Origin of the sequence: Pseudomonas sp. WMBT8 (genome assembly GCF_050916005.1) — a bacterium.
In the GTDB taxonomy this organism is placed as follows: Bacteria; Pseudomonadota; Gammaproteobacteria; order Pseudomonadales; family Pseudomonadaceae; genus Aquipseudomonas.
Genome location: NZ_CP188096.1, coordinates 1,704,641 through 1,727,261, shown reverse-complemented (window position 1 = coordinate 1,727,261; position 22,621 = coordinate 1,704,641). Strand labels below are relative to the sequence as shown.

Genomic DNA, 22,621 nt, shown 5'->3' with positions numbered 1-22,621 from the left:
CGGGTTACTTGGCCATCAACGAGGCGGCCTTCACCGCGTCTTCGGCGCTCAGGTTCTTCATCGCTTCGCTCAACGACGCATAGGCGCCGGTCAGCGAGGCTTGCAAGCCGCCCAACGCCGATTGCACGCCGCTCAGTTTCGCCAGGACCTGCTCCGGGCTGAGGCGCTTGTCGGACATGATCGCCGACATCTCAGCCATCTTTTCCGCGATCTGCTGCTTCAACTGGCGAATCATTTTCAGCAGTTTCTGCACGTTCTCGTCCAGCCCGCTTTCTTCGATATCGTCGTTGGCGGTCTTCTCGGCGCTGGCAGCCTTCAGCGACGCACCGGAAAAGGTCACACTCACGCCTTCGGCAGGCTGGGTTTCACCCAGCGCCGTTGATTCGGTACCGGCGCCCACGGTGCTGGTTTTTTTCGGTTCAAGCAGCGTCGGCACAGTGGTGCGGGACGGAAGATTGCCGTCGATGGAAAGCATATCGTGAGCCTCCAAGCTCTTGGTCGTTAGCAGTTCATCGGCCGCGGGGTAAAATTCTTTATACCCCTGCCGGTTTTTTGTACAGGCTGGCCTGATAGTCCCTCAGTGCGGTACCCTTACGTCTTATGTGTGTTTTCCCACAAGGATTTAAGAAATGTCCGAGCCAGTTAAACTGCGCGCTCATAGCCAGGCTCACTGCAAGGATTGCAGCCTGGCGCCCCTCTGCTTGCCACTTTCGCTGAATCTGGAAGACATGGATGCGCTGGACGAAATCGTTAAACGTGGTCGCCCCCTGAAGAAAGGCGAGTTTTTGTTTCGCCAGGGTGACAAGTTCGATTCCGTCTATGCAGTACGCTCGGGCGCCTTGAAGACGTTCAGCCTGAGCGACAGCGGCGAAGAACAGATCACCGGCTTCCACCTGCCCAGCGAGCTGGTGGGCCTGTCGGGCATGGACACCGAGATTCACCCGGTGTCGGCTCAGGCCCTGGAAACCACGTCGGTGTGCGAGATCCCGTTCGAACGCCTGGACGAACTGGCCCTGCAATTGCCGCAGTTGCGCCGCCAGTTGATGCGCGTGATGAGCCGGGAAATCCGTGACGACCAGCAAATGATGCTGCTGTTGTCGAAAAAAACCGCCGACGAACGGATTGCCACCTTCCTGGTCAACCTGTCGGCGCGTTTCCGCGCCCGGGGTTTCTCGGCCAATCAGTTCCGCCTGAGCATGTCGCGCAACGAAATCGGCAATTACCTGGGCCTGGCGGTGGAAACCGTATCCCGGGTATTCACGCGCTTCCAGCAGAACGAACTGATTGCCGCCGAGGGCAAGGAAGTACACATCCTCGACCCGATCCAGCTCTGCGCACTGGCCGGCGGCTCCCTCGACGGCTGACCGCCGGACCAGGGGCGCGACACTTGCGGCCAAGCCAACCGGCGAGGCCGCAGGTATACTGCGAAGTCTTTGCGCCCAGGACTCCCGACGATGGCTTTCGACTCCTTCGACATCAAATCCCTGATTCGCCCCGTCATCGACTTCCCCAAGCCTGGGGTGATCTTTCGTGATATCACGCCGCTGTTCCAGTCGCCCAAGGCCATGCGCCTGGTGGCCGATACCTTTATCCATCGCTACGTCGAAGCCGAGTTCAGCCATATCGGCGCGATGGATGCCCGCGGCTTTCTGATCGGATCGGTGATTGCCTATCAACTGAACAAGCCGCTGATCCTGTTCCGCAAACAGGGCAAGCTGCCAGCAGACGTACTGTCCGAGGGCTATCAGACCGAATATGGCGAAGCGTTCCTCGAAGTACACGCCGACAGCCTGTGCGAAGGGGATTCGGTATTGATGTTCGATGACCTGATCGCCACGGGTGGCACCTTGATTGCTGCGGCTAATCTGGCGCGGCGCATGGGAGCACGGATTTTCGAGGCCGCGGCGATTATTGATCTGCCGGAGCTGGGGGGCTCGCAGCGTTTGGAGGATATGGGGATTGCGACCTTCTGTTTGACGCAGTTTGGCTTGACTGAGCGGTAATTTGCGCTGGTCTTGCGGGCCTCATCGCGGGCAAGCCCGCTCCCACCTTTGAATGGGTTCACAAATCAAAATGTGGGAGCGGGCTTGCCCGCGATGAGGCCAGTGATAACACCCTCACTCACAACCCCATCTGCTTACTGATGATTTCATTCATCACCTCCCGCGTCCCGCCACCAATCGACAAAATCCGGTTATCCCGGTACAGCCGCTCCACCAGGCTGCCGCGCATATAACCCAGGCCTCCCAGGATCTGCACCGCGTCATACGTCACCCGGTCGGCGGTGTCGGTGGCCAGGTTCTTGGCCATGGAAATCTCCTTGATCACACTCTTGCCCGCCGCCATCTTCGCGGCCTGGCGGTAGGTGAACTCGCGGGAAACCTCGACCGCCGTGGCCATCTCCGCCAGGCGGTGCTTGAGCACCTGGAACTTGCCAATCGGCTTGCCAAAGGCCTCGCGCTGCGCAGCCCACTTCAGGCTCTCTTCCAGGGCCATCTGCGCCGTCATGTTGGCCATCAATGCCAGGGCCAGGCGTTCGCTCTGGAAATTGCCCATGATGCAGGCAAACCCCATGTTTTCGCTGCCGATCAGGTTGCCTGCGGGCACCTGGCAATTGTCGAAGAACAACTCGGCAGTGTCCGACGCCCACCAACCCATTTTCTTCAGCGGTTGGCCGACGGTGAAGCCAGGCGTGCCCTTCTCGATCAGCAACAGGCTGATGCCGGCAAAGCCCGGCCGGCCGGTACGTACGGCGACGGTGTAGTAGTCGGCGCGCACGCCACTGGTAATAAAGGTTTTGCTGCCACTGACCCGATAGCAATCGCCGTCGCGCACGGCACGGGTTTGCAGGCTGGCCACGTCGGAGCCACCACCGGGCTCGGTGACGGCCAGGGCCATGATCTTCTCGCCAGACAAGACCTGCGGGGCCACGCGCTCGCGGATTTCGGGGCGGGCCCATTTGACGATGGGCGGCAGGCCGATATCCAACGAGCCCAGCCCCGCCACCACGCCGCCGGAGCCACAGCGCATCAGCTCTTCGCTGGCGGCCACCTTGGCGAACAGATCGCCTTCATGACTGCCGCCGAGGGCTTCGGGGTAACCGATCCCGAGAATCCCCGCCGCACCGGCCTTGAGGTACAGCTCGCGAGGGAAGTGTTCGGCCTCCTCCCACTGCTCGATGCCCGGCACAATCTCGCGCTCGACAAAACGGCGCACGCTGTCGCGGACCAATTGGTGACTGGGGTCGAAATATTCCTGGTAGGCAGACATCGGCAAGCTCCATGCAGAGATGGAGCGAACTTACCAAGCGCTTGCTTGGTTATCAAGCCGAACGCAAATGCAATGTGCATGCTTGTGTAGGAGCTGGCTTGCCTGCGATGGTATCGCCTCGGTCCCCCTGATACAGCGCAGTGCCTGCATCGCAGGCAAGCCAGCTCCTACACAAGCCAGCGTGCTACAGGGAGTTTGGCTTACAGCGCGATAGGTTTACGCCCGGCAAACGAGTGCGCCAGGGTGCCGCCGTCCACCAACTCCAGCTCACCACCCAACGGCACGCCGTGGGCGATGCGCGAGGTGATCAGGCCTTTGTTGGCCAGCAGTTGCGCGATGTAATGCGCCGTGGCTTCCCCTTCCACCGTAGGGTTGGTGGCCAGGATCACTTCGGTAAAGGTGCCCTGCTCTTCGATGCGCGCCACCAATTGCGGGATACCAATGGCTTCAGGCCCCAGGCCGTCAAGCGGCGACAGGTGGCCCTTGAGCACGAAGTAGCGCCCGCGGTAGCCGGTCTGCTCCACCGCATACACGTCCATCGGCCCTTCGACCACGCACAGCAGGGTGTCGTCGCGACGGGGGTCGGCGCATTGCGGGCACAGTTCTTCTTCGGTAAGGGTGCGGCACTGACGGCAATGGCCCACGCCTTCCATGGCCTGGCTCAAGGCCTGGGCCAGCCGCGAGCCACCGCTGCGGTCACGCTCCAGCAGTTGCAGCGCCATACGCTGGGCGGTTTTCTGGCCCACGCCCGGCAAGATGCGCAGGGCGTCGATCAGTTGACGAATCAGAGGGCTGAAGCTCATGGGGCAAAGGTCCGACAAAACAACGAGACGCGGTTTATACCCGCGCCTCGGATAAGCGTCAAATACGCACGACCAACTTGCCGAAATTGCGCCCTTCCAACAGGCCGATAAAAGCTTCGGGCGCCTGCTCAAGGCCCTCGACCACGTCTTCGCGAAACTTGACCTTGCCGTCCCGCACCCACGGCGCCATGGCGCTGATGAATTCCGGGTGGCGGTCGCCATAGTCGTCGAACACGATAAAGCCCTGGATGCGCACGCGCTTGGTCAGCAAGGTGCGTTGCAGCGCCGGCAGGCGATCGGGACCGGTGGGCGCTTCATGGGCGTTGTAGCCGGCAATCAGGCCACACAGGGGGATCCGCGCCTTGGGATTGAGCAGGGGCAGCACGGCGTCGAAGACCTTGCCGCCGACGTTTTCATAATAGATGTCCACCCCGTTAACACAGGCGTTGGCCAGTTCATCGGCAAAGTCCGCGCTCTTGTGGTCGATGCACGCGTCAAACCCCAGCTCCTCCACCACATAACGGCACTTGTCCGCACCGCCGGCCACGCCGACCACCCGCAGGCCCTTGAGCTTGGCCACCTGGCCAACCACCGAGCCCACCGCACCGGAGGCCGCCGCCACCACCAGGGTTTCCCCGGCCTGGGGTTGGCCAATATCCATCAGGCCCATGTAGGCCGTCATGCCGGGCATGCCCAGCACACCCAGGGCCATGGACGGGCTTGGCAAGCCGTTGGGTACCGGTATCAAATTGCGGCCGTCACTGATGCTATGGCTTTGCCAGCCGGTGGCGCCGACCACCAGGTCACCCACCTCAAATTTGGGGTTGCGCGACTGTTCGATGCGGCTGACAGCGCCGCCAGTCATCACCTCGCCGATTTCTACCGGGGCTGCGTAGGACGGCGCGTCACTCATACGTCCACGCATGTAGGGGTCCAGGGACAGGAACAGGGTCTTGAGCAGGACCTGGCCGTCTGCCAGGTCGGGCAGCGCCACGCGCTCCAGGCGGAAGTTTTCCGGCACGGGCGCACCCTGCGGGCGGGATACCAGGACGATGCGCTGGTTAAGGGTCATGGCTTGGGTCATCAGCGAGGCTCCTTTATATCGGTGATTGAATTCAGCGGTATAGGGTGCAGACAGCTGTTGCAGGGCTGACGTTCGATTGTGCCCGACACAAACAAAAATGCCAGGCGCGATGCCTGGCATTTTCAGTCTTGCGCTGGCCGGTCAGAACGGCAGCTTCATGCCCGGCGGCAGTTGCATGCCCGCGGTCACGCCGGACATTTTGTCCTGGCTGTTGGCTTCGATCTTGCGCACGGCGTCGTTGACGGCCGCGGCGAACAGGGCTTCGAGCATTTCCAGGTCGTCTTCGCCAACGCCCGGCAATACGCTTGGGTCAATGCTCACGCGCTTGATGTCGTGACGACCGGTCATCACCACGCTGACCATATCGCCACCGGCTTTACCGGTGACTTCGGCGTTGGCCAGTTCTTCCTGCATCTTGGCCATCTTTTCCTGCATCTGCTGCGCCTGCTTCATCAGGCCGGCCATGCCACCTTTCATCATGGGAATCACCTCAAAAGTACGTGGATCAATACGGCGCCGAGCCTCGGGGCACGGCGCCTGCAATTATCAGCCCGCTGCAGCCTGGGCTTCGACAGGTTCAATAGTATCGTGTCGCACCACCGCGCCAAACTGCTCCATCATCTGCTGGATCAGCGGGTCGGCCTGGATCGACTCCTCGGCCTCGCGCTGGCGGTTGAGCCGGCGACGGGTGGCGGCCTGGGCCGGGGTTTCCTGCTCGGGCTTGATCAGCTCGATGGTCACCGTCAGGGTGCGTTCGTGGAACTGGTTCAGGGCATCGTTGAGCCGGCGCTGCTGGGTCGCGTTGAACAGGGCGCTGTGGGCCGGGTCCAGGTGCAACAGCCAGTGATCGCCATCGACAGCGATCAGCGTGCAGTTGGCGGCGATGCTGCCGGTCATGCCGGAAATCGGCAATTTCGGGAACAGCTCCAGCCATTGCAGGGCCAGGCCGGTGGCCGGCATGGCGGCAGGTTCCGCCTCGGGCTCGGGCGCAGGCTCGGCGGTGTGCTCGCTGGCCAGGTCGTCCAGGTAGCTGTAGGCCGAATCCATGTCCGGCTCGATGTAATCTTCGTCCAGCGGCGGTTCGTCATCCAGGTCGATGCCTGGGGTAGCGGCGTCCACTTCGGCAATAGTCGGCTCGGGCACGGGTGCCGAGACCCATTCCGGCGCGTCGGGTACCACGCTGTCGGGGGTTGGCGTCGGCATCGGCGTCAGTTCAGGCTGCTCGCCGGTGGTTTCGAGGACAGGCTCGACGGCAGGAGCCAGCTCGACCACGGCCTCTGCCGGCTCATTCCAGGGCAGATCGACTACCGGCGCGGGCTCGGGCTCGACCATCGGCTGCGGCGCCACTACAGGCGCCACAGGCTCCACCGCGACCATGGCTGGAGCAGCGGCCACAGGTTGCGGCGCGCTTACTGGCGCAACGACCGCCGCGCCAGCCACTGGTTTGGCGGAATCAACTGTGGCCTGGCTGATCCCCACTGGCTTTAGTGGCTGTCTCGGCGCGTCGGCGGTATCCGCGGGGCGAAACGCCAGCATGCGCAGCATGACCATTTCGAAACCGCCGCGCGGGTCTGGTGCCAACGGCAGGTCGCGGCGCCCGATCAGGCCCATCTGGTAGTAGAACTGCACATCTTCGGCCGGCAGCGCCTGGGCCAGTGCCAATACGCGGTCGCGGTCGCCGTGGCCGTTGTCGACCCCCTCAGGCAGGGCCTGGGCGATAGCGACGCGGTGCAGCACATTGAGAATTTCCGAGAGCACGCCATTCCAGTCCGGCCCCTGCTCCGACAGATGGCGCACGGCTTCGAGCAGCGCCTTGGCGTCGCCTTCGATCAGCGCATGCAGCACGTCGAACACTTGGCCGTGATCGAGGGTGCCGAGCATGGCGCGCACGTCGGCGGCCATTACCTTGCCTTCACCGAAGGCAATCGCCTGGTCGGTCAGGCTCATGGCATCGCGCATCGAGCCATCGGCGGCGCGGCCCAGCAGCCACAGCGCATCGTCTTCGAACGGCACGTTCTCCACACCCAATACGTGGGTCAAATGCTCGACCACCCGCTCAGGGGTCATGTTCTTCAGGGAGAACTGCAGGCACCGCGACAAAATCGTTGCAGGAAGTTTCTGCGGGTCGGTGGTGGCCAGGATGAACTTAACATAGGGCGGCGGCTCCTCCAGGGTCTTCAACAGGGCGTTGAAGGAATGGCTGGAGAGCATGTGCACTTCGTCGATCAGGTAGACCTTGAAGCGCCCGCGGCTGGGGGCGTACTGCACGTTGTCCAGCAGTTCGCGGGTGTCCTCGACCTTGGTGCGGCTCGCGGCGTCGATTTCGATCAGGTCGACAAAGCGCCCTTCGTCGATCTCCCGGCACACCGAGCAGGTGCCGCAGGGCGTCGAGGTGATGCCGGTCTCACAGTTCAGGCACTTTGCAATGATCCGCGCAATGGTGGTCTTGCCCACCCCGCGCGTGCCGGTGAACAGGTAGGCGTGGTGCAGCCGTTGGCTGTCCAAGGCATTGATCAGAGCCTTGAGCACATGGGTCTGGCCGACCATTTCGCGGAACGAGCGCGGACGCCATTTACGTGCAAGAACCTGATAACTCATCGAAAACCGTCGCAACTGGGAAGCGGAAGCCGGTAATGCTAGCGGAGCAGGGGGGAAATTGCATCCGGCACGCTCGCCTAATCTGACTAAGCTGGTAGTGGCACGCCCTGCAAAGGGCTGATCCCGGAGAGTTTATGCGCGTAGTCCTGGGCGCTTTATGGATGATCACCACACTGAGCCTGGCGGCGCCCGCCCCGTTGCGCTTCGCCATTTCCGACAGCTGGGCCATGCCCATGGTGCAGATCGAGGGGGCCCAGCCGACCCAGGGCATTTTGTATGACTTGATGCTCAGCCTGGCAACCCAGGTCGGCCACCCGGCGCAGTTCCAGGTGTTGGCCCGGGCCCGTATCGCTCCAGCCATGGAGCACGGCGAGATTGATGTGCGCTGCTACGTCGCACAAGCGTGGCTGAATAATCTGTCCGGGGACTACGTATGGAGCATTCCGTTATGGGTGCAGCGCAATGTCCTGGCCAGCGCCCATGTGCCGCCGCTGTCGGTGAATGTGGCGCAGCTGGCGGCACAGAATATCGGCACGGTGCTCAACTACAGCTACCCGACCCTCGAACCGCTGTTTGCCAAGGGCCAGCTCAAGCGCGACGACGCCCGCAGCGAAGAGCAAGTGCTGCAAAAGCTGGTGGCGGGACGCTTCAAGTACGCGGTCACCAACGAATGGACCCTGGAACGCTTCAATCAGCAGTTACCGGCAGGTCGCAAGCTGCACGTGGTGGCCGTGATTGAAGAGCAGAGCCTGGGCTGCTACGTGCGCAACGACCCAGCCCTACCCGTGCAGCGGATTTTGCGCACACTGCTGCGTATGAAAATGTCCGGGGAGATTGACGCAATCATCCTGCTCTATACCGGCGACGCTGGGCGCCTGCCTCAATCCCCGCCAGCGCCATAGTTGAGCAGATCAAACCCCGCCGCCCAGGCCGGCACCTCGGCTGCCGGCATCGGTTGGGCGAAGTAATAGCCCTGCGCCACTTCACAGCCCATGCGCAGCAGCAACTGGCCATGCTCGAGGGTTTCCAGGCCCTCGGCGATCACTTCGCGACCAAATGCCCGGGCCAGGCCGATCACCGCCTGGGTCAGCGCGAGGTCATCCTTGTCGTGCAGGATGTCGCGCACAAACGACTTGTCGATCTTGATGGTCTGGGTGGGCAGGCGCTTGAGGTAGCTGAGGGACGAATAGCCCGTGCCGAAATCGTCCAGGGAAAACCGCACTCCCAGCGCCTGGCATGCCGCCAGGTGCTCGGTGACGCGCTGGATATGATCGATGGCTACCGATTCGGCGATCTCCAGGTCGAGCATGTGCGGCGCAACGTCAGGATGCTGGGCCAGCAGCTGTTGCAAGCGCTCGACAAAATCCGCGCGCTGGAAGTGTCGCGCCGCGATATTCACGCTGACCGGCCAGCAGTGCCCGGCATCTTGCCACTGGCGTATCTGCGCCAGCACCTGGTCCATCACCCACTCGCCGACATCGACGATCAGGTCGGTCTGCTCGATCAACGACAGGAAATCCTTGGGCGACACCAGCCCGCGAATCGGGTGCTGCCAGCGCAGCAATGCCTCAAAACCCACGACCTGGCCGTGGCGCAGGTTGATCTTGGGATGGAAGTGCAGGCACAACTCCCCCGCTGCCAGGGCCTGGCGAATCTGCTGCACGGTCTGGTGGGTGGCCTTGACCTCCTGCTCCAGGGACACATCAAACAGCTGGTAGCGGTTACGGCCACTTTGCTTGGCCACGTACATCGCCTGGTCGGCATGGCGCAGCAGGGTGTCGGCATCCTCGTCATCCAACGGGAACAGCGTGACGCCAATGCTGGCAAACACGTTGATCTGCGCGCCGAGGATCGAGTACGGCTCGGAAATGGCCGTGAGGATGCGCCGCAAAGCGCGGTTCAACTCCTCGGCATCGCGCACGTAGCGCAGGATCAGCACAAACTCGTCACCGGCAAGCCTTGCGACCACGTCTTCGCCACGGATGATGTCGCGCAGGCGGCTGGCGACCTCCACCAGCAACAGGTCGCCAGAGGCATGGCCGTAGCCGTCGTTGACCGCCTTGAAGCCGTCCAGGTCGAGCATGCACACCGCCAGGGGGATGTGCTCGCTGCGGGAAAACTCCAAGGATTGCACGAGCAGTTCAGACAGATAGGCACGGTTGGGCAGCCCGGTCAGCACATCATGGCCGACCCGCCATTGCAGGGTCTGCAACAACTGGCGCTTTTCGCTGACATCAAAACGAATCGACACGTACTTCTGCACCTTGCCGGTCCGCTCATCGACCAGCGGCACCATGGTGCTGTCGACCCAGTACAGCGAGCCGTCCTTGGCGCGGTTACAGATTTCCCCGCGCCAGACCTTACCCTCGGTGATGGTGCGCCACATCCCCTGGAAAAACCCGGCAGGATGCAACCCGGAACTGAGGATCCGGTGGTTGCGCCCCAGCAACTCGTCGCGGCTGTAGCCGGACATGCCGCAGAATTGGTCGTTTACATAGGTGATGCGGCCGGTGAGGTCTGTCTCGGAGAAAATGGCGGCGGCATCCACGGCCCTGCGGTATTTCTCATCCATGAATGAGGCTCTAGGTGGCTAGCGGTTGAACCGCTCGACCAGGGCACGCAACCCGGAAGAGATGCTTTCAAGTTCCCGGCCCCGGGTGACTGCAGCGTTGGCATTGCCCGCTGTCTTTTGTACCGTGGCCGCGACGTTATTGATCTGTTGTGAAACATCCTCTGCGACGTGGGATTGTTCCTGCGAGGCAGCAGCCATTTGCTGACTCATGCCGGTAATGCGCTCTACTGCCTGGCGAATACCCAGCAATGCCTGTTGCGCCTGCAATACCTGCTGCACGCCCTGCTCGGCTTCATGGATACCGGTGCTGGCAATTTCCACTGCTTCATCGGCGCCCGCGCGTAGATTCTGGATGATGCCCTGGATCTGCTCGGTCGACTCCCGGGTCTTGCCCGCCAGCGCCCGCACTTCATCGGCCACCACCGCAAAACCACGGCCCTGTTCACCAGCCCGCGCCGCCTCGATGGCAGCATTCAGGGCCAGCAGGTTGGTCTGGTCGGCAATCGCCTGGATCATGCTCGCCGCCACGCGGATTTCCTGGGTCTGGCCGGCCAGGTGGCCCACCGCCTGGTTGATCTGGGTAACGGTGGCCGCCAGCAGTTGGATCGCGTCGCGTGTGGTTCCGACCACCTGGCTGCCATGCCCGGCCAGGTCGTTGGCGGTACGGGCTTCGCTGGCGGTCTGCTGTACATGTGTCGCCACTTCGGCGATGGAGGCGGCCATTTCGGTCATGGCCGCGGCGGTCATATCGGTTTCGGCGCGCTGTTCCAGCAGTGCCGACTCGGTATTGCCCGACAACACGCTGGAATCGGTAGCCGCCTCGGCCATCTGTGTGGCCAGGTCGCTGAGCCGCGTGAGGGCGGTTTTCAAGCGCGCCTCTTCGCTGATCAGGATCATCTCCAATTGCGCGGCCGGACCTAGCGCATCGCTGTAGGTCATGGCGCTGATCGGATCGGAAAAGGTGTTGGGAGTGTGCTCGACAATCTGCTTGAGCTGCTGCCCCAGACGCAGGTGCGCCCAGGCGCCCAGACCGAGAAACAGCAGCGCAGTCGTTGCCTGAGCCCAGCCGCTGGGCAGCCATTGCACCGCGCCGCCAGCCGCCACCGCCGCCAGGGCGGGCACGGCCAGGGCATTGCCGAACTGGCCCAGGCGTTGCAGCGGCGAAACCGCCGAACGCCCGGCACGCAAGCGCGCGTAGAGCGCTTCGGCACGCCGCACCTGTTCGCGCGTCGGCTTGACCCGCACCGACTCATAGCCCACCAACCGGCCGTCTTCGAGGATGGGGGTCACATAGGCGCTGACCCAATAAAAGTTGCCATTTTTGCAGCGATTCTTGACCACGCCCATCCAGCTCTGGCCGGCCTTGAGGTAGCGCCACATCAGTTCGAAGACCGCCGGCGGCATATCCGGGTGGCGTACCAGGTTGTGGGTACTGCCGATCAGCTCGGCTTGGGTGAAGCCGCTCATGGCAGCAAACTCGGCGTTGCAGTAGGTAATGTGGCTATTGATGTCCGTCGCGGAAATGAGCCGTTGCTGCTCCCCGAAAGTCTGTTCAACTGTGGTGACCGGCAAATTGACGCGCACTTTAAAGCTCCATGGACAGCATTCGATCTACCGGCCCGGGATCGGGTAGATCCGGCAGGTAGAGGGGTATTTCCAGACGGGTAAACCGTCAATCGGCTGGCTGGCGCCATTGGGCGGCCAAACCAGGTTTTGCCCAGCACCTGAGCTTCGGTTTAGCGAAGATCAACTAGGCTTTAATTCGAGCGTCTGGTGTGAAAGGCGGGGGCTGCGGGGGCGCGCAAGAGCGAGCCTGGCGCTGCGGCCAAGCAACTGTTTTGCAACTACCTTTATGAAAGAGAGGAGAAAGCAATGATTTCCCGTTTCATAAAGGTGCCCTGTGAAACGACACCGCCAAATACTTGTCCTAAACGCCGATTCTACGAATTACATCACATTTTGCAAGAAAAGGTGATGGTGCGTGCCGTTGTCTAATGCCAATATTTATCGTTAAGTTCTTGATTCTAAATGGGAATTGAGCGATGCAAATTTCAAGTTTGGGTCCAGCCATCAGACGTTATCGAAAGGTAGCGGGGCTTACTCAGGCTGAACTAGGTGAGAAAACCGGTTTTGACCCTAAAACCATCAGCCGCTTCGAAACCGGCACCTATACACCCAGCGTTGACGCTCTCTTCTTGTTTGCAGAGGCTCTGGGAGTGAAGCTGAAAGTCTTTTTTGCCGATCTGGGCGATGAGGACGAACAGCGCGCTTATCTGTTCGGTGTCATTCATAAAGCCACCCCGAAGGATCTGGGAAAGCTGATAGCGGCGGTAGACCAGGCCTTGTCCAAGCCTTAGAGCTCGTACGACATAAAAAAGAGCAGGTCGCTGATGCCGCCTGTTCTTTGCTCTTTGCCTACTGACATGATCCAACCGGACAGCGCCTCTCCTGGCAGGCGCTGGGCCACGCCTTTTGCCAATATGCTCGCGCAGCCCAAGCGGACTCGGCATCCTTTCGCGCAATTACTTCAAAATGCAAGGGACTACCATGAGCTACCTGCGCCTGCTGGCGGTGGCTGGCACCTAGAACCTGCCTGCAAGACCGGCATCTTCCTGCTGGCGGCGAAGAAGCTTCTGGTGATTGACGTGGTTGCGTTGCTGGCAGGCGCGCGCTAGTTCTTCAACCGCAATAAAGGCCGATAGCCAGACACGAAAACGCCGCGAAAAAAACGCGGCGTACAGACGGCTTCGACCGCTGCGCAATAACGCACGGCAAAGTGATAATTTTTGATCAGAGGGAGAGTTGTTACGAAGGGAGCGTTATGGAGGCAACCCCACCAGCCACACCCCGGCACACAATGTTCCCGCTGTGGCTGCTGCCTTCCGGCTCTGACCAGGTTCACGGGTAATCGTTGCGGGGGGACCGATGGGGTCACCATAACGACGCTGGCCTCTCGGCAAGCCGCGCCATTGTACCGATCTCATCGGAAGTTACAACCGTTGGTGCAGGATTAAAAAGCCAAGGGGCTCAAGTACTTGCCATAGCCCTGAAGAACACCCTCTATGTGGTGTGGGAGCGGGCTTGCCCGCGATGGCGGTGGTCACGTCATCGCGGGCAAGCCCGCTTCCACACTGGATCACTGGGCTTTCAATACCTCATCCGCCCGGCCGCCCTCCTCCTGGATCACCAGGTGGATGAAATGCAGCTTGGCAATCACCGCCGGTGGCAGCACGAAGGGATAGAAATCCGGTTGCCCCATGCTGCGGGACAGTTCGTTGAGCATGCCGGCCAGTTCGATCCAGGCGTTGACGAACGACAGGAACGCCGCCCCGCCAGGGTGTTGCGGATCGTAGAGCGTGGCGAGGGGAAACGGCTGGTAGTCCAGGTCCATCTCCCGCGCGCTCATGCCAAAGCCCAGGGCGGTATCGACCGCGTCCATCATGTGCAGGTAGTGGGCCCAGGTTTCCGCCCAGTCTTCCCAAGGGTGCATGGTGGCGTAGGCGCTGACGCAGGTTTGCTGCCAGCCCGGGCGCGGGCCGTTCTGGTAGTGCTGCTCGAGAGCATCGGCATAGCTGGCACGCTCATCACCAAACACCTGGCGGAACGGCTCCAGCCAGTGGCTGCCGGCGACCAGGCGATCCCAGTAATAGTGACCGACTTCATGCCGGAAATGACCGAGCAAGGTGCGGTACGGTTCACGCATCTGCACGCGAATTTTCTCACGGTGTTCGTCGTCGGCTTCCTTGATATCCAAGGTGATCAAGCCGTTGGCATGCCCGGTAGTGGGGGCCTTGCCTTGCAGATCGATACCGACGAAGTCAAAGGCCAGGCCATTGGCTTCATCGACGGACTTGGGGACCACCTGCAACCCCAGGCTGATCAGTTGCGCCACCAGCCGGCGCTTGGCGGTTTCGACTTTGCGCCAGCGCTCGGGGTTTTCTGCAATCGACAGGTCGGGGATGGTGCGATTAAGGCTACACGCCACGCACAGCGGTGCGGTGCTGTAGGCCGGGATCAGCCAGTTGCAGGCAGCAGGCGTGTCGAGGTTGGCGCAGCGGCGCCAGGCGCCCGCGTCAAGATTATCGTCCTGCAGCCAGGTATTGACGACAGGCCCAGGTTGCAGGGACGACAGCCGGCTTTGCTCGGGCAGATAGCCCAGCAGCGCCGAACAGGACAGGCATTGGCTGTTGCGAAAGAACAGGGATTGCCCGCAACGGCACTGCCACACCTTGCTATTGCGCGAAGTCCCGGCCATGAACGGTGCGGCGATGCGCGAACTGAGCTGTTCGAAGAAGCGGTACATGGCGATCTCTCCAGGGGCGTGCCCAAGACTAGATCATTTACCACGCAAGATCGTTCCCACACTCTGCGTGGGAACGATCGTCATCATCAGATGGAGATGTTGTGGCGGGTCAGAAAGGCGACAAAAGCCTCTTCATCCATGACTTTCAACCCCAGCTCACTGGCCTTGGCCAACTTCGACCCGGCGCCTGGCCCCGCGACCACGCAATAGGTTTTCGCCGACACCGAACCGGCGACCTTGGCGCCCAGGCTTTCGAGTTTTTCCTTGGCCACGTCGCGGCTCATCAACTCCAGCGAGCCGGTCAGTACCCAGGTATGGCCCGCCTCGGGCAAGCCCTCGAGGACTTTCTTCTCGCTCTGCCAGTGCATGCCAAAGTCCTTGAGCTGCTGCTCGATGGCTTGCGCACGCTGGGCATTGTCCGGATTATCAAAAAACTCGCGCACGGCCTTGGCCTGTTTCTCTGGGAGTGCCTGGCGCATATCCAGCCAATCGGCCTGGATAACGCCCTCCAGGGAGCCGAACTTGTCCGCCAGCTTCTGCGCAGCCCCCGGCCCCACGGAAGGCACGTGCAGCTTGTCGAGAAAGCCGCCCAGGGTGGTACTGGCCGCGAACTCGGCGCTCAGTTCGCCCTGGTCCTGCAATTGCAGGCCGCACTCATCCGGCGACAGTAACGCGCCAATCACCTGCTGGTTATGGCTGTCTTCAAAGAAGCTGTGGATCTCGTGCGCCACCTCCAGGCCAACATCCGGCAAGTACGTCAACACTTCGGGCAAGGCTTGCTGCACGCGCTCCAGGGACGCCAGGGAGCGCGCCAGCACCTTGGCGGTTTCCTCGCCGACATCGGGAATGCCCAGGGCGTAGATAAACCGTGCCAGGGTTGGGGTCTTGCTGTTTTCGATGGCAGCGATCAGTTTCTTGCTGGAAACATCAGCGAAGCCTTCCAGGTCGATGATCTGTTCGTACTTGAGCTTGTACAGGTCAGCCGGCGAACCGATGAGCTTTTCATCGACCAGTTGCTCGATGGTCTTGTCGCCCAGGCCGTCGATATCCATGGCCCGTCGCGAGACAAAATGGATAATCGCCTGCTTGAGCTGCGCACCACAGGCCAGCCGCCCGACACAGCGATACACCGCGCCTTCGCTGACGGTTTCCTTGCCCTTGCTACGCTTGACCAACTGCGTGCGTTCCACATGGGAGCCACACACCGGGCAGGTTTGCGGGATCTGTACGGCGCGGGCATTTTCCGGGCGGCGCTCGGCAACCACCGACACGACCTGTGGGATTACGTCACCGGCACGGCGGATAATCACGGTGTCACCGATCATCAAGCCCAGGCGCGCCACTTCGTCCATATTGTGCAACGTCGCATTGGACACAGTGACGCCCGCCACCTTGACTGGCTTCAAGCGTGCTACCGGGGTCACGGCGCCGGTGCGGCCGACCTGGAACTCAACGTCCAGCAATTCGGTGAGTTCTTCCAGCGCCGGAAACTTATGAGCGATGGCCCAGCGCGGCTCGCGGGCGCGAAAGCCCAGTTCACGCTGGTAGGCAATGCTGTTGACCTTGAACACCACCCCGTCGATTTCATAGGGCAGGCTGCTACGCCGCTCACCGATGTCGCGGTAGTACGCCAGGCAATCCTCAATACCCTTGGCCAGCTTCAACTCATGGCTGATGGGCATGCCCCATTTCTGCAACTGCTGCAGGTTGCCGATATGAGTGTCGCTGATATCCGTGGTCACGCCGTAGCAGCAAAACTCCAGGGGGCGACTGGCTGTGATCTTCGAATCGAGTTGGCGCAGGCTGCCGGCGGCGGCGTTGCGCGGGTTGGCGAAGGTCTTGCCGCCGACTTCCAGTTGCGAGGCATTCAAACGCTCGAAACCGGCCTTGGACATGAACACTTCACCACGCACTTCCAGGGTCGCCGGCCAGCCTGTGCCGTGCAGTTTCAACGGGATATTGCGCACGGTGCGCACATTGACGCTGATGTCTTCGCCCGTGGTGCCGTCGCCACGGGTCGCGCCGCGTACCAACTCGCCATTCTGGTACAGCAGGCTGACCGCCAGGCCATCGAGCTTGGGTTCGCAGCTGTATTCCACCGCCGCACCACTGCCAAACAGATCGCCCACCGGCAGGTCGAGGCCCTCGGTGACCCGACGATCAAATTCCAGCATGGTGGTTTCATCAAACGCGTTGCCCAGGCTGAGCATGGGGATCTCATGGCGCACCTGGGTAAACGCCGACAACGCCGCACTACCCACCCGTTGCGTTGGTGAATCACGGGTCACCAGGTCGGGGTGCTCGGACTCCAGGGCCTTGAGCTCATGGAACAACCGGTCGTACTCGGCGTCCGGGATGCTCGGCTCGTCGAGTACGTGATAACGGTAGTTGTGCTGATCCAGTTCAGCGCGCAGTTCGAGGATGCGGGTGTGGGCGGCGGTCATGGGTGTTCTCTCATAAAGCAAAAGAGCAGCCGAAGCTGCTCAATATGTTAGTGCGCTTAATTCTACTGACAACGCTGAAGACCAATCCTCAGCGTTTCTGTGTCAGGGCGCGACGCTCGAACTCGACGATGCGCTGACGGTAGTGTTCGATGGTCTGGGCGGTCAGTACGCTGCGCTGGTCGTCCTTGAGCTCACCGTTAAGTTCCTGGGACAGCTTGCGGGCGGCGGCCACCATGACGTCGAACGCCTGTTTCGGGTGGCGCGGGCCTGGCAGGCCGAGGAAGAAGCTCACCGCCGGGGTGCTGAACAGGTCGATATCGTCCAAATCGAAGGTGCCCGGCTTGACCGCGTTGGCCATGGAGAACAGCACTTCACCGTTGCCCGCCATGCTTTCGTGACGGTGGAAAATATCCATCTCGCCAAAACGCAGGCCGCTTTCCAGGATGTTCTGCAACAGCGCCGGGCCCTTGAAGCCGGCCGCGTCGCGGCAGATCACGCTGATCACCAGCACTTCTTCAGCCGCCGGCTGATCCTTGGAGGACTCACGCGGTGCGCTCTTGGCCGGGGTTTCATCCGGAAAATCACCGTCACGGCTGCTGAAGCTCGGGCCTTCGTCGACGTCGAGGTTCAGGTCGCCCTGATGCGGCTCGGCCACGACAGCACTGCCACGCTTGCCGCGCTTGGACGACGGCTCGCGGGGCTCGCGCACCGGCGCGCTCATCGACGGCAGGTCGTGTTCGTCCAGTTGCGGTTCTTTATGGGTATCCAGGACACGGGGAGGCCCCAGCAGCTCGGCGGCGCCATCGTCGTCGGGCAGATTGGACAGGTTTCGGTCCAGGCGGAATTTCAGCTTGCCCTTGCCGCCGCGCATACGGCGCCAGCCATCAAAAAGAATACCGGCTATTACAATAATGCCGATGACGATCAGCCACTCGCGCAGACCGATTTCCATGTAATCCCTTGCCTCTATAAAAAATGCTGAAAAATAAGGGGTTTAGCACCGTGCAAACCGCTTTAAAACGTGGCGCCAACTCTATGTTCTGACTGACGTTTTGCCCACGCATACGAAAAATTGACATTAAACTAGCACGACCAAAGATAACTTTACACAGTTGGCGCAAAATGTGTCGGCTAACGCAGGAATCAGGCTACAAATCATAAGCTTCAAGCCGACACTCTTGCCCCTTGAAGCTAGCAACTTGCCGCTAACTTTCCACCATCGCCATCGCCTCTTCCACATCCACCGCCACCAGTCGCGAACAGCCCGGTTCATGCATGGTCACCCCCATCAATTGATCAGCCATTTCCATGGCGATCTTGTTGTGGGTGATATAGATGAACTGCACCGTCTGGGACATCTCTTTAACCAGGCGGGCATACCGTCCAACGTTAGCGTCATCCAGCGGCGCGTCAACTTCGTCGAGCATGCAGAACGGCGCCGGGTTCAACTTGAAGATGGCAAACACCAGGGCCAATGCGGTCAGGGCCTTCTCGCCGCCGGACAACAAATGGATGGTGCTGTTCTTCTTGCCCGGAGGCCGCGCCATGATCGTTACCCCTGTATCGAGTAGATCTTCGCCCGTCAGTTCCAAGTAAGCGCTGCCACCACCGAAAACTTTTGGGAATAAGGCCTGTAAACCGCTATTAATCTGATCAAAGGTATCTTTGAAGCGGTTTCGGGTCTCTTTGTCGATCTTGCGAATGACGTTTTCCAAAGTGTCGAGGGCTTCCACCAGATCGGCGTCCTGGGCATCCAGATAACGTTTGCGCTCGGACTGCTGCTGGTATTCGTCGATGGCCGCGAGGTTGATCGCCCCGAGTCGTTGAATACGTGCGCCAATGCGCTCAAGTTCTTCCTCGGCGTCCTTCTCGTTGGCCTGGGCGGTCAGGGTATTGAGTACGCCGTGCAGGTCGTAGCCATCTTCCAGCAACTGGTCTTGCAGGGTTTTGCGGCGCACCGTGAGGGCTTGCCACTCCATGCGCTGCTGTTCGAGCTGGCCGCGGATCAATTGCGATTGCTGCTCGGCCTGGGTCCGGCGCTTTTCTGCGTCGCGCAGTTCGCGGTCGGCGTCTTCCAGGGCGATTTGTGCGGTCTTGAGTTCTTCGTCGACGCTCATGCGTTTATCGAGCAACTCTTCGAGCTTCAAGCGCAGCTCTTCCAGCGGCGCCTCGCCCTCCTCCAGGTTGAGGCTCAGTTGCTCGCGCTTTTCCGTCAGGCGTTCGGACTGCATCTCCAGGCGCTCCAGGGCCTGGCGCGTGGAATCGTGCTGGGCGCGCAAGGAGCCCAGGCGCACGGCCAACTGGTGGGCGTGATCCTTGTGCTGGCGCGCTTCCTGGCGTACCCGGTCGAGGCGCTCGCGCAGGCTGTCACGCTGGGCCAGCAACAGTTCGCGCTGCTCGGTATCGAGGGCCATGCTGTCGAGGGCCTCCTGCAATTGCAGGCGTGCCTCACCGACTTGTTCGTGTTCGAGGGCGCGCTGTTCGCCCATTTCGGCCACTTCTTCGTCGAGCCGGGTGCGGCGCAGGGTCAGCTGTTCGGCCTTGGCCTTGCTGGCCGAGAGTTGGGCTTTCAATTCGCCCTGCTGGCGCGCTTCGTCCTGCAACAGGCGGCGCAAGTGTTCGCGGCCGGTCTCTTGCTGGCGCTGAGTGGCGCGCAGGGTTTGCAGTTGGGTTTCCAGGGACTCAAGGGTGGCTTCGCGCTCTTCACGCTCGGCACTCAGGTTGACGATTTCCTGGCCACGGGCCAATACGCCACTTTCGGCTTCACTGGCGCGGCGCACCCGCAAAAAGTGCCGGCCTACCCAGTAGCCGTCGCGGCTGATCAGGCTTTCGCCAGAGATCAATTGGCCACGCAGCGCCAGGGCCTGTTCCAGCGAGTCCACCGGTTTGACCTGGCCCAGCCACGGCGCCAGATCAATCTGCGCCTCGACTTTATCCAACAGGCTGCCGGGCACGCGGGTGCCATCGGCTGCCGGGCTGAGCAGGCGCAAGTCGCCTTGTGTGAAGCCCGCCAGGTCAAAGCCGCCAAAATCGTCCACCAGCACCGCTTGCAGGTCCGCACCGAGCACGGTTTCCACAGCCAATTCCCAACCAGCTTCAACCTTAAAGCCTTCGGCCAGGCGCGGGCGCTCGGCCAGGTGCTGGTCGCGCAGCCATTCGGCGGTGCCGGTGCCTGGGTCCAATGCGGCCTGCTGCAAGGCTTCAAGGGAGGCCAGGCGCCCGTTAAGGCGCTGTAAATCGCCCTGGGCCTGCTGTTGCGCCTGGGTCGCCTGCTGCAGCTCCTGACGCAATTGCTCCAGGCGTTCCACTTGTTGTTCTTCGCTGGCCTCCAGCTCTTCCAAGGTCATTTCGCTTTCGGCCAACTGCTCGCTCAGCGCCATGATCGCCGCGTCTTCCGGAGCGGAGGCGAGCAACGCGCGCTCCTCCAGGACCCGGCGCTGACGCTCGGCCAGGCGCTCCATACTGGTTTCCAGTTGCTGGATGCGCGACTGCTGCACCTCAGCCTGGCGCCGTGGCTCGGCGGAGCGCAGGTTGAACGCGTCCCACTGCTCCTGCCAGCCGTGCATGGTGGTTTCCGATTCTTCCAGGGCGGCGGCGGCTTCTTCGGCGGCGGCGCTGGTGATTTCCTGCTCGGGGGTGAGCATGTCCAGCTCTTCGCCGAGGGTCAGCAGCAAGGTGCGGTCGTGGCCCAGGTGGGATTCGGTTTCCAGCCGCGCCCGCTCCGCTTCCTTGAGGTCATCCTGCAACTGGCGCAGGCGCTGCTGGCCGTGCTGGATGCTCTGCTCGACCCGCGCAATATCGCCGCCCACCGAATAGAAACGGCCCTGCACCAGATTGAAGCGCTCGGACAGATCATGGTGACCGTCACGCAGGCGCTCGATGCTGGCGTCGGCATTGCGCTGCTCGGCCACCAGGGCTTCGAAGCTGATTTCCTGGGTGCCGATGATCGCTTCGCGCTGGCCCACCTGGTCATTCAAGGCCTGCCAGCGCAGGGCCGAGAGTTGTGCCTTGAGCTGGCGCTCTTCGCCTTTGTATTCCTGGTATTTCTCGGCGGCCTGGGCCTGGCGGTGCAGGCGCTCCAACTGGCGCTCCAGCTCTTCACGCAGGTCGGTCAGGCGCGCCAGGTTTTCGTGGGTGCGGCGGATGCGGTTCTCGGTCTCGCGCCGGCGCTCCTTGTACTTGGAGATGCCGGCCGCTTCCTCGATAAAGTTGCGCAAGTCCTCGGGCTTGGCTTCGATCAGCTTGGAGATCATGCCTTGCTCGATGATCGAGTAGCTGCGCGGGCCCAGGCCGGTGCCGAGGAAGATGTCGGTGATGTCGCGGCGCCGGCACTTGGTGCCATTGAGGAAGTAACTGTTCTGGCTGTCGCGCGTCACTTTGCGGCGGATGGAAATTTCTGCGTAGGCCGCGTATTCGCCCACCAGGGTGCCGTCGGAGTTGTCGAACACCAGTTCGATGCTGGCCTGGCTCACCGGCTTGCGGCTGGTGGAGCCATTGAAGATGACGTCGGTCATCGACTCGCCACGCAGGTTTTTTGCCGAGCTCTCGCCCATCACCCAGCGCACGGCGTCGATAATGTTCGACTTGCCGCAACCATTGGGCCCGACCACTGCCGCCATGTTACTGGGGAAGTTCACCGTAGTCGGGTCGACGAAGGATTTGAACCCCGCCAGTTTGATGCACTTGAGCCGCACGCTTAGGCGTCCGCCAGGGCTGCGATAACCAGGGTGCAACTGCGCTGGCCATAGGCCGACAACACTTGGCGAATCTGCGGCAAGTCACGGGCCAGTACGGCAGCGAGCAGTTGCTCGAACAGCACCAGGTACTCGCTCATGGACGCCTTGCGTTGATCCAGGGCCAGGTAATAGGCGCGATTCATCGCCGGCTGCAGGTTCTCGACGGTTTCCTGCAGGTACGGGTTGTTGGCAAAGGGGTATGCGGCGCGCATGACATTGAAGCATTCCTCGACAAAGGCGCGGATGTCCTGGCGTTCGAAATTGCTCACCAGTCGTTGCTGGATCTGCACGAACGGCGCCATGTCGACCTGGGTCTGCCAGCCTTCGGCAACCGCGTTGCCCAGCAGGATGTACAGCTCGCTCATCAGCGTGCACAGGCTCTGCACCTTGTGTGCGGTGAGCTCGGTGACGTGGGCGCCACGGCGCGGCAGGATGGCGATCAGGTGCCGCCGCTCGAGGATCAGCAAGGCTTCGCGCACGGAGCCACGGCTGACATTGAGTGCCAGCGTGACTTTCTGTTCCTGGATCCGCTCCCCAGGCTTGAGATCGCCGCGAATGATGCGTTCGGCGAGGTGGTGAGCGATTTGCTCGGCGAGACTATCCGGCGCCTTGAACGTCATGTTTTCCCTTCAAAATCGTCTATCGGTACAAGGGCGGCAGTGTAGCGCAATCACTGGGCCAGCAACGCCGAATTTGGCATGAAATAAGCAGACGATAAAGCCCAGGCGCCCCTGAAAACGGCGGTTACAGGGATCTGAACCATAATCAAAGGTGTTGCAATCGCATTTTCTTGACCTTCTGGTCAGAAAAT

General features: G+C 61.5%; 18 protein-coding genes, 1 other RNA gene and 1 pseudogene. 5 read left to right on the top strand and 15 right to left on the bottom strand.

All coding sequences use genetic code 11. The annotated features are described in order from the left end of the window. Nucleotides 1-4: 4 nt before the first annotated feature. Entirely contained in the window at nucleotides 5-475 is a 471-nt protein-coding gene (locus tag ACO77H_RS07620) for a hypothetical protein (RefSeq protein ID WP_057960322.1), read from the bottom strand. A 154-nt stretch (nucleotides 476-629) separates the two neighbouring features. Between ACO77H_RS07620 and fnr the strand changes: the two genes are divergently transcribed. Then, nucleotides 630-1,364 (top strand): fumarate/nitrate reduction transcriptional regulator Fnr, encoded by a 735-nt coding sequence (gene fnr / locus ACO77H_RS07615; RefSeq protein WP_032863348.1) that lies wholly within the window; start codon nucleotides 630-632, stop codon nucleotides 1,362-1,364. Between the two features lie 90 nt (nucleotides 1,365-1,454). Next, nucleotides 1,455-2,003 carry an adenine phosphoribosyltransferase gene (locus tag ACO77H_RS07610; RefSeq protein WP_169954212.1) on the top strand — a complete coding sequence of 183 codons (549 nt, stop codon included), beginning with the start codon at nucleotides 1,455-1,457 and terminating at the stop codon, nucleotides 2,001-2,003. A 118-nt stretch (nucleotides 2,004-2,121) separates the two neighbouring features. Here ACO77H_RS07610 and ACO77H_RS07605 read toward each other — a convergent pair whose 3' ends face one another. From ACO77H_RS07605 to dnaX, 5 genes are all read right to left on the bottom strand, one after another. Next, nucleotides 2,122-3,270, bottom strand: a complete 1,149-nt coding sequence (locus ACO77H_RS07605) for an acyl-CoA dehydrogenase family protein (protein ID WP_170057741.1) — start codon at nucleotides 3,268-3,270, stop codon at nucleotides 2,122-2,124. A gap of 200 nt (nucleotides 3,271-3,470) precedes the next feature. Next, nucleotides 3,471-4,073: a recombination mediator RecR gene (gene recR, locus ACO77H_RS07600; RefSeq protein WP_432755219.1), complete on the bottom strand. Its 603-nt coding sequence runs from the start codon at nucleotides 4,071-4,073 to the stop codon at nucleotides 3,471-3,473. Between the two features lie 58 nt (nucleotides 4,074-4,131). Next, on the bottom strand, nucleotides 4,132-5,157 hold the full coding sequence (locus ACO77H_RS07595; RefSeq protein WP_432755218.1) for an NADP-dependent oxidoreductase: 1,026 nt from the start codon (nucleotides 5,155-5,157) through the stop codon (nucleotides 4,132-4,134). A 141-nt stretch (nucleotides 5,158-5,298) separates the two neighbouring features. After that, nucleotides 5,299-5,637: a YbaB/EbfC family nucleoid-associated protein gene (locus ACO77H_RS07590; RefSeq protein ID WP_003193199.1), complete on the bottom strand. Its 339-nt coding sequence runs from the start codon at nucleotides 5,635-5,637 to the stop codon at nucleotides 5,299-5,301. A 66-nt stretch (nucleotides 5,638-5,703) separates the two neighbouring features. Continuing rightward, the gene (gene dnaX / locus ACO77H_RS07585; protein ID WP_169954298.1) at nucleotides 5,704-7,755 is read right to left on the bottom strand and encodes a DNA polymerase III subunit gamma/tau; all 2,052 of its coding nucleotides are present in this window, start codon (nucleotides 7,753-7,755) and stop codon (nucleotides 5,704-5,706) included. A 134-nt stretch (nucleotides 7,756-7,889) separates the two neighbouring features. Here dnaX and ACO77H_RS07580 point away from each other — a divergent pair, with 134 nt between their 5' ends. Then, on the top strand, nucleotides 7,890-8,657 hold the full coding sequence (locus ACO77H_RS07580) for a substrate-binding periplasmic protein (RefSeq protein ID WP_169954216.1): 768 nt from the start codon (nucleotides 7,890-7,892) through the stop codon (nucleotides 8,655-8,657). Here ACO77H_RS07580 and ACO77H_RS07575 read toward each other — a convergent pair. The 3 genes and pseudogenes from ACO77H_RS07575 to ACO77H_RS07565 form a co-directional block, all read right to left on the bottom strand. Further along, entirely contained in the window at nucleotides 8,636-10,327 is a 1,692-nt protein-coding gene (locus tag ACO77H_RS07575) for a putative bifunctional diguanylate cyclase/phosphodiesterase (RefSeq protein WP_170043323.1), read from the bottom strand. The two genes, ACO77H_RS07580 and ACO77H_RS07575, sit on opposite strands and share 22 nt — an antisense overlap. A gap of 18 nt (nucleotides 10,328-10,345) precedes the next feature. Next, nucleotides 10,346-11,413, bottom strand: coding sequence for a methyl-accepting chemotaxis protein (locus ACO77H_RS07570; RefSeq protein WP_432755740.1), 1,068 nt, complete (start codon nucleotides 11,411-11,413; stop codon nucleotides 10,346-10,348). A gap of 216 nt (nucleotides 11,414-11,629) precedes the next feature. Next, nucleotides 11,630-11,911: pseudogene (locus ACO77H_RS07565) on the bottom strand (PAS domain-containing protein); the annotation flags it as partial. A gap of 458 nt (nucleotides 11,912-12,369) precedes the next feature. Between ACO77H_RS07565 and ACO77H_RS07560 the strand changes: the two are divergent. Next, nucleotides 12,370-12,684: a helix-turn-helix domain-containing protein gene (locus ACO77H_RS07560; protein ID WP_032863355.1), complete on the top strand. Its 315-nt coding sequence runs from the start codon at nucleotides 12,370-12,372 to the stop codon at nucleotides 12,682-12,684. A gap of 33 nt (nucleotides 12,685-12,717) precedes the next feature. Further along, nucleotides 12,718-13,002: a hypothetical protein gene (locus ACO77H_RS07555; RefSeq protein WP_432755217.1), complete on the top strand. Its 285-nt coding sequence runs from the start codon at nucleotides 12,718-12,720 to the stop codon at nucleotides 13,000-13,002. Nucleotides 13,003-13,158: 156 nt separating this feature from the next. Here ACO77H_RS07555 and ffs read toward each other — a convergent pair. The 6 genes from ffs to ACO77H_RS07525 all read right to left on the bottom strand — a co-directional run bounded on the left by ffs (nucleotide 13,159) and on the right by ACO77H_RS07525 (nucleotide 22,430). Further along, an RNA gene (gene ffs / locus ACO77H_RS07550) (signal recognition particle sRNA small type) lies at nucleotides 13,159-13,255 on the bottom strand. A 208-nt stretch (nucleotides 13,256-13,463) separates the two neighbouring features. Then, nucleotides 13,464-14,630: a zinc-binding metallopeptidase family protein gene (locus tag ACO77H_RS07545; protein ID WP_432755216.1), complete on the bottom strand. Its 1,167-nt coding sequence runs from the start codon at nucleotides 14,628-14,630 to the stop codon at nucleotides 13,464-13,466. A gap of 86 nt (nucleotides 14,631-14,716) precedes the next feature. Continuing rightward, nucleotides 14,717-17,074: an NAD-dependent DNA ligase LigA gene (ligA, locus tag ACO77H_RS07540; protein WP_432755215.1), complete on the bottom strand. Its 2,358-nt coding sequence runs from the start codon at nucleotides 17,072-17,074 to the stop codon at nucleotides 14,717-14,719. Between the two features lie 88 nt (nucleotides 17,075-17,162). After that, a complete protein-coding gene (zipA, locus tag ACO77H_RS07535; protein WP_169954221.1) occupies nucleotides 17,163-18,026 on the bottom strand; it encodes a cell division protein ZipA in 864 nt (287 codons plus the stop codon). A 253-nt stretch (nucleotides 18,027-18,279) separates the two neighbouring features. Beyond that, nucleotides 18,280-21,768: a chromosome segregation protein SMC gene (gene smc / locus ACO77H_RS07530; RefSeq protein ID WP_432755214.1), complete on the bottom strand. Its 3,489-nt coding sequence runs from the start codon at nucleotides 21,766-21,768 to the stop codon at nucleotides 18,280-18,282. Nucleotides 21,769-21,770: 2 nt separating this feature from the next. Beyond that, complete coding sequence (locus ACO77H_RS07525; RefSeq protein WP_169954223.1) at nucleotides 21,771-22,430, bottom strand: GntR family transcriptional regulator; 660 nt, start codon at nucleotides 22,428-22,430, stop codon at nucleotides 21,771-21,773. Between the last annotated feature and the right edge of the window lie 191 nt (nucleotides 22,431-22,621).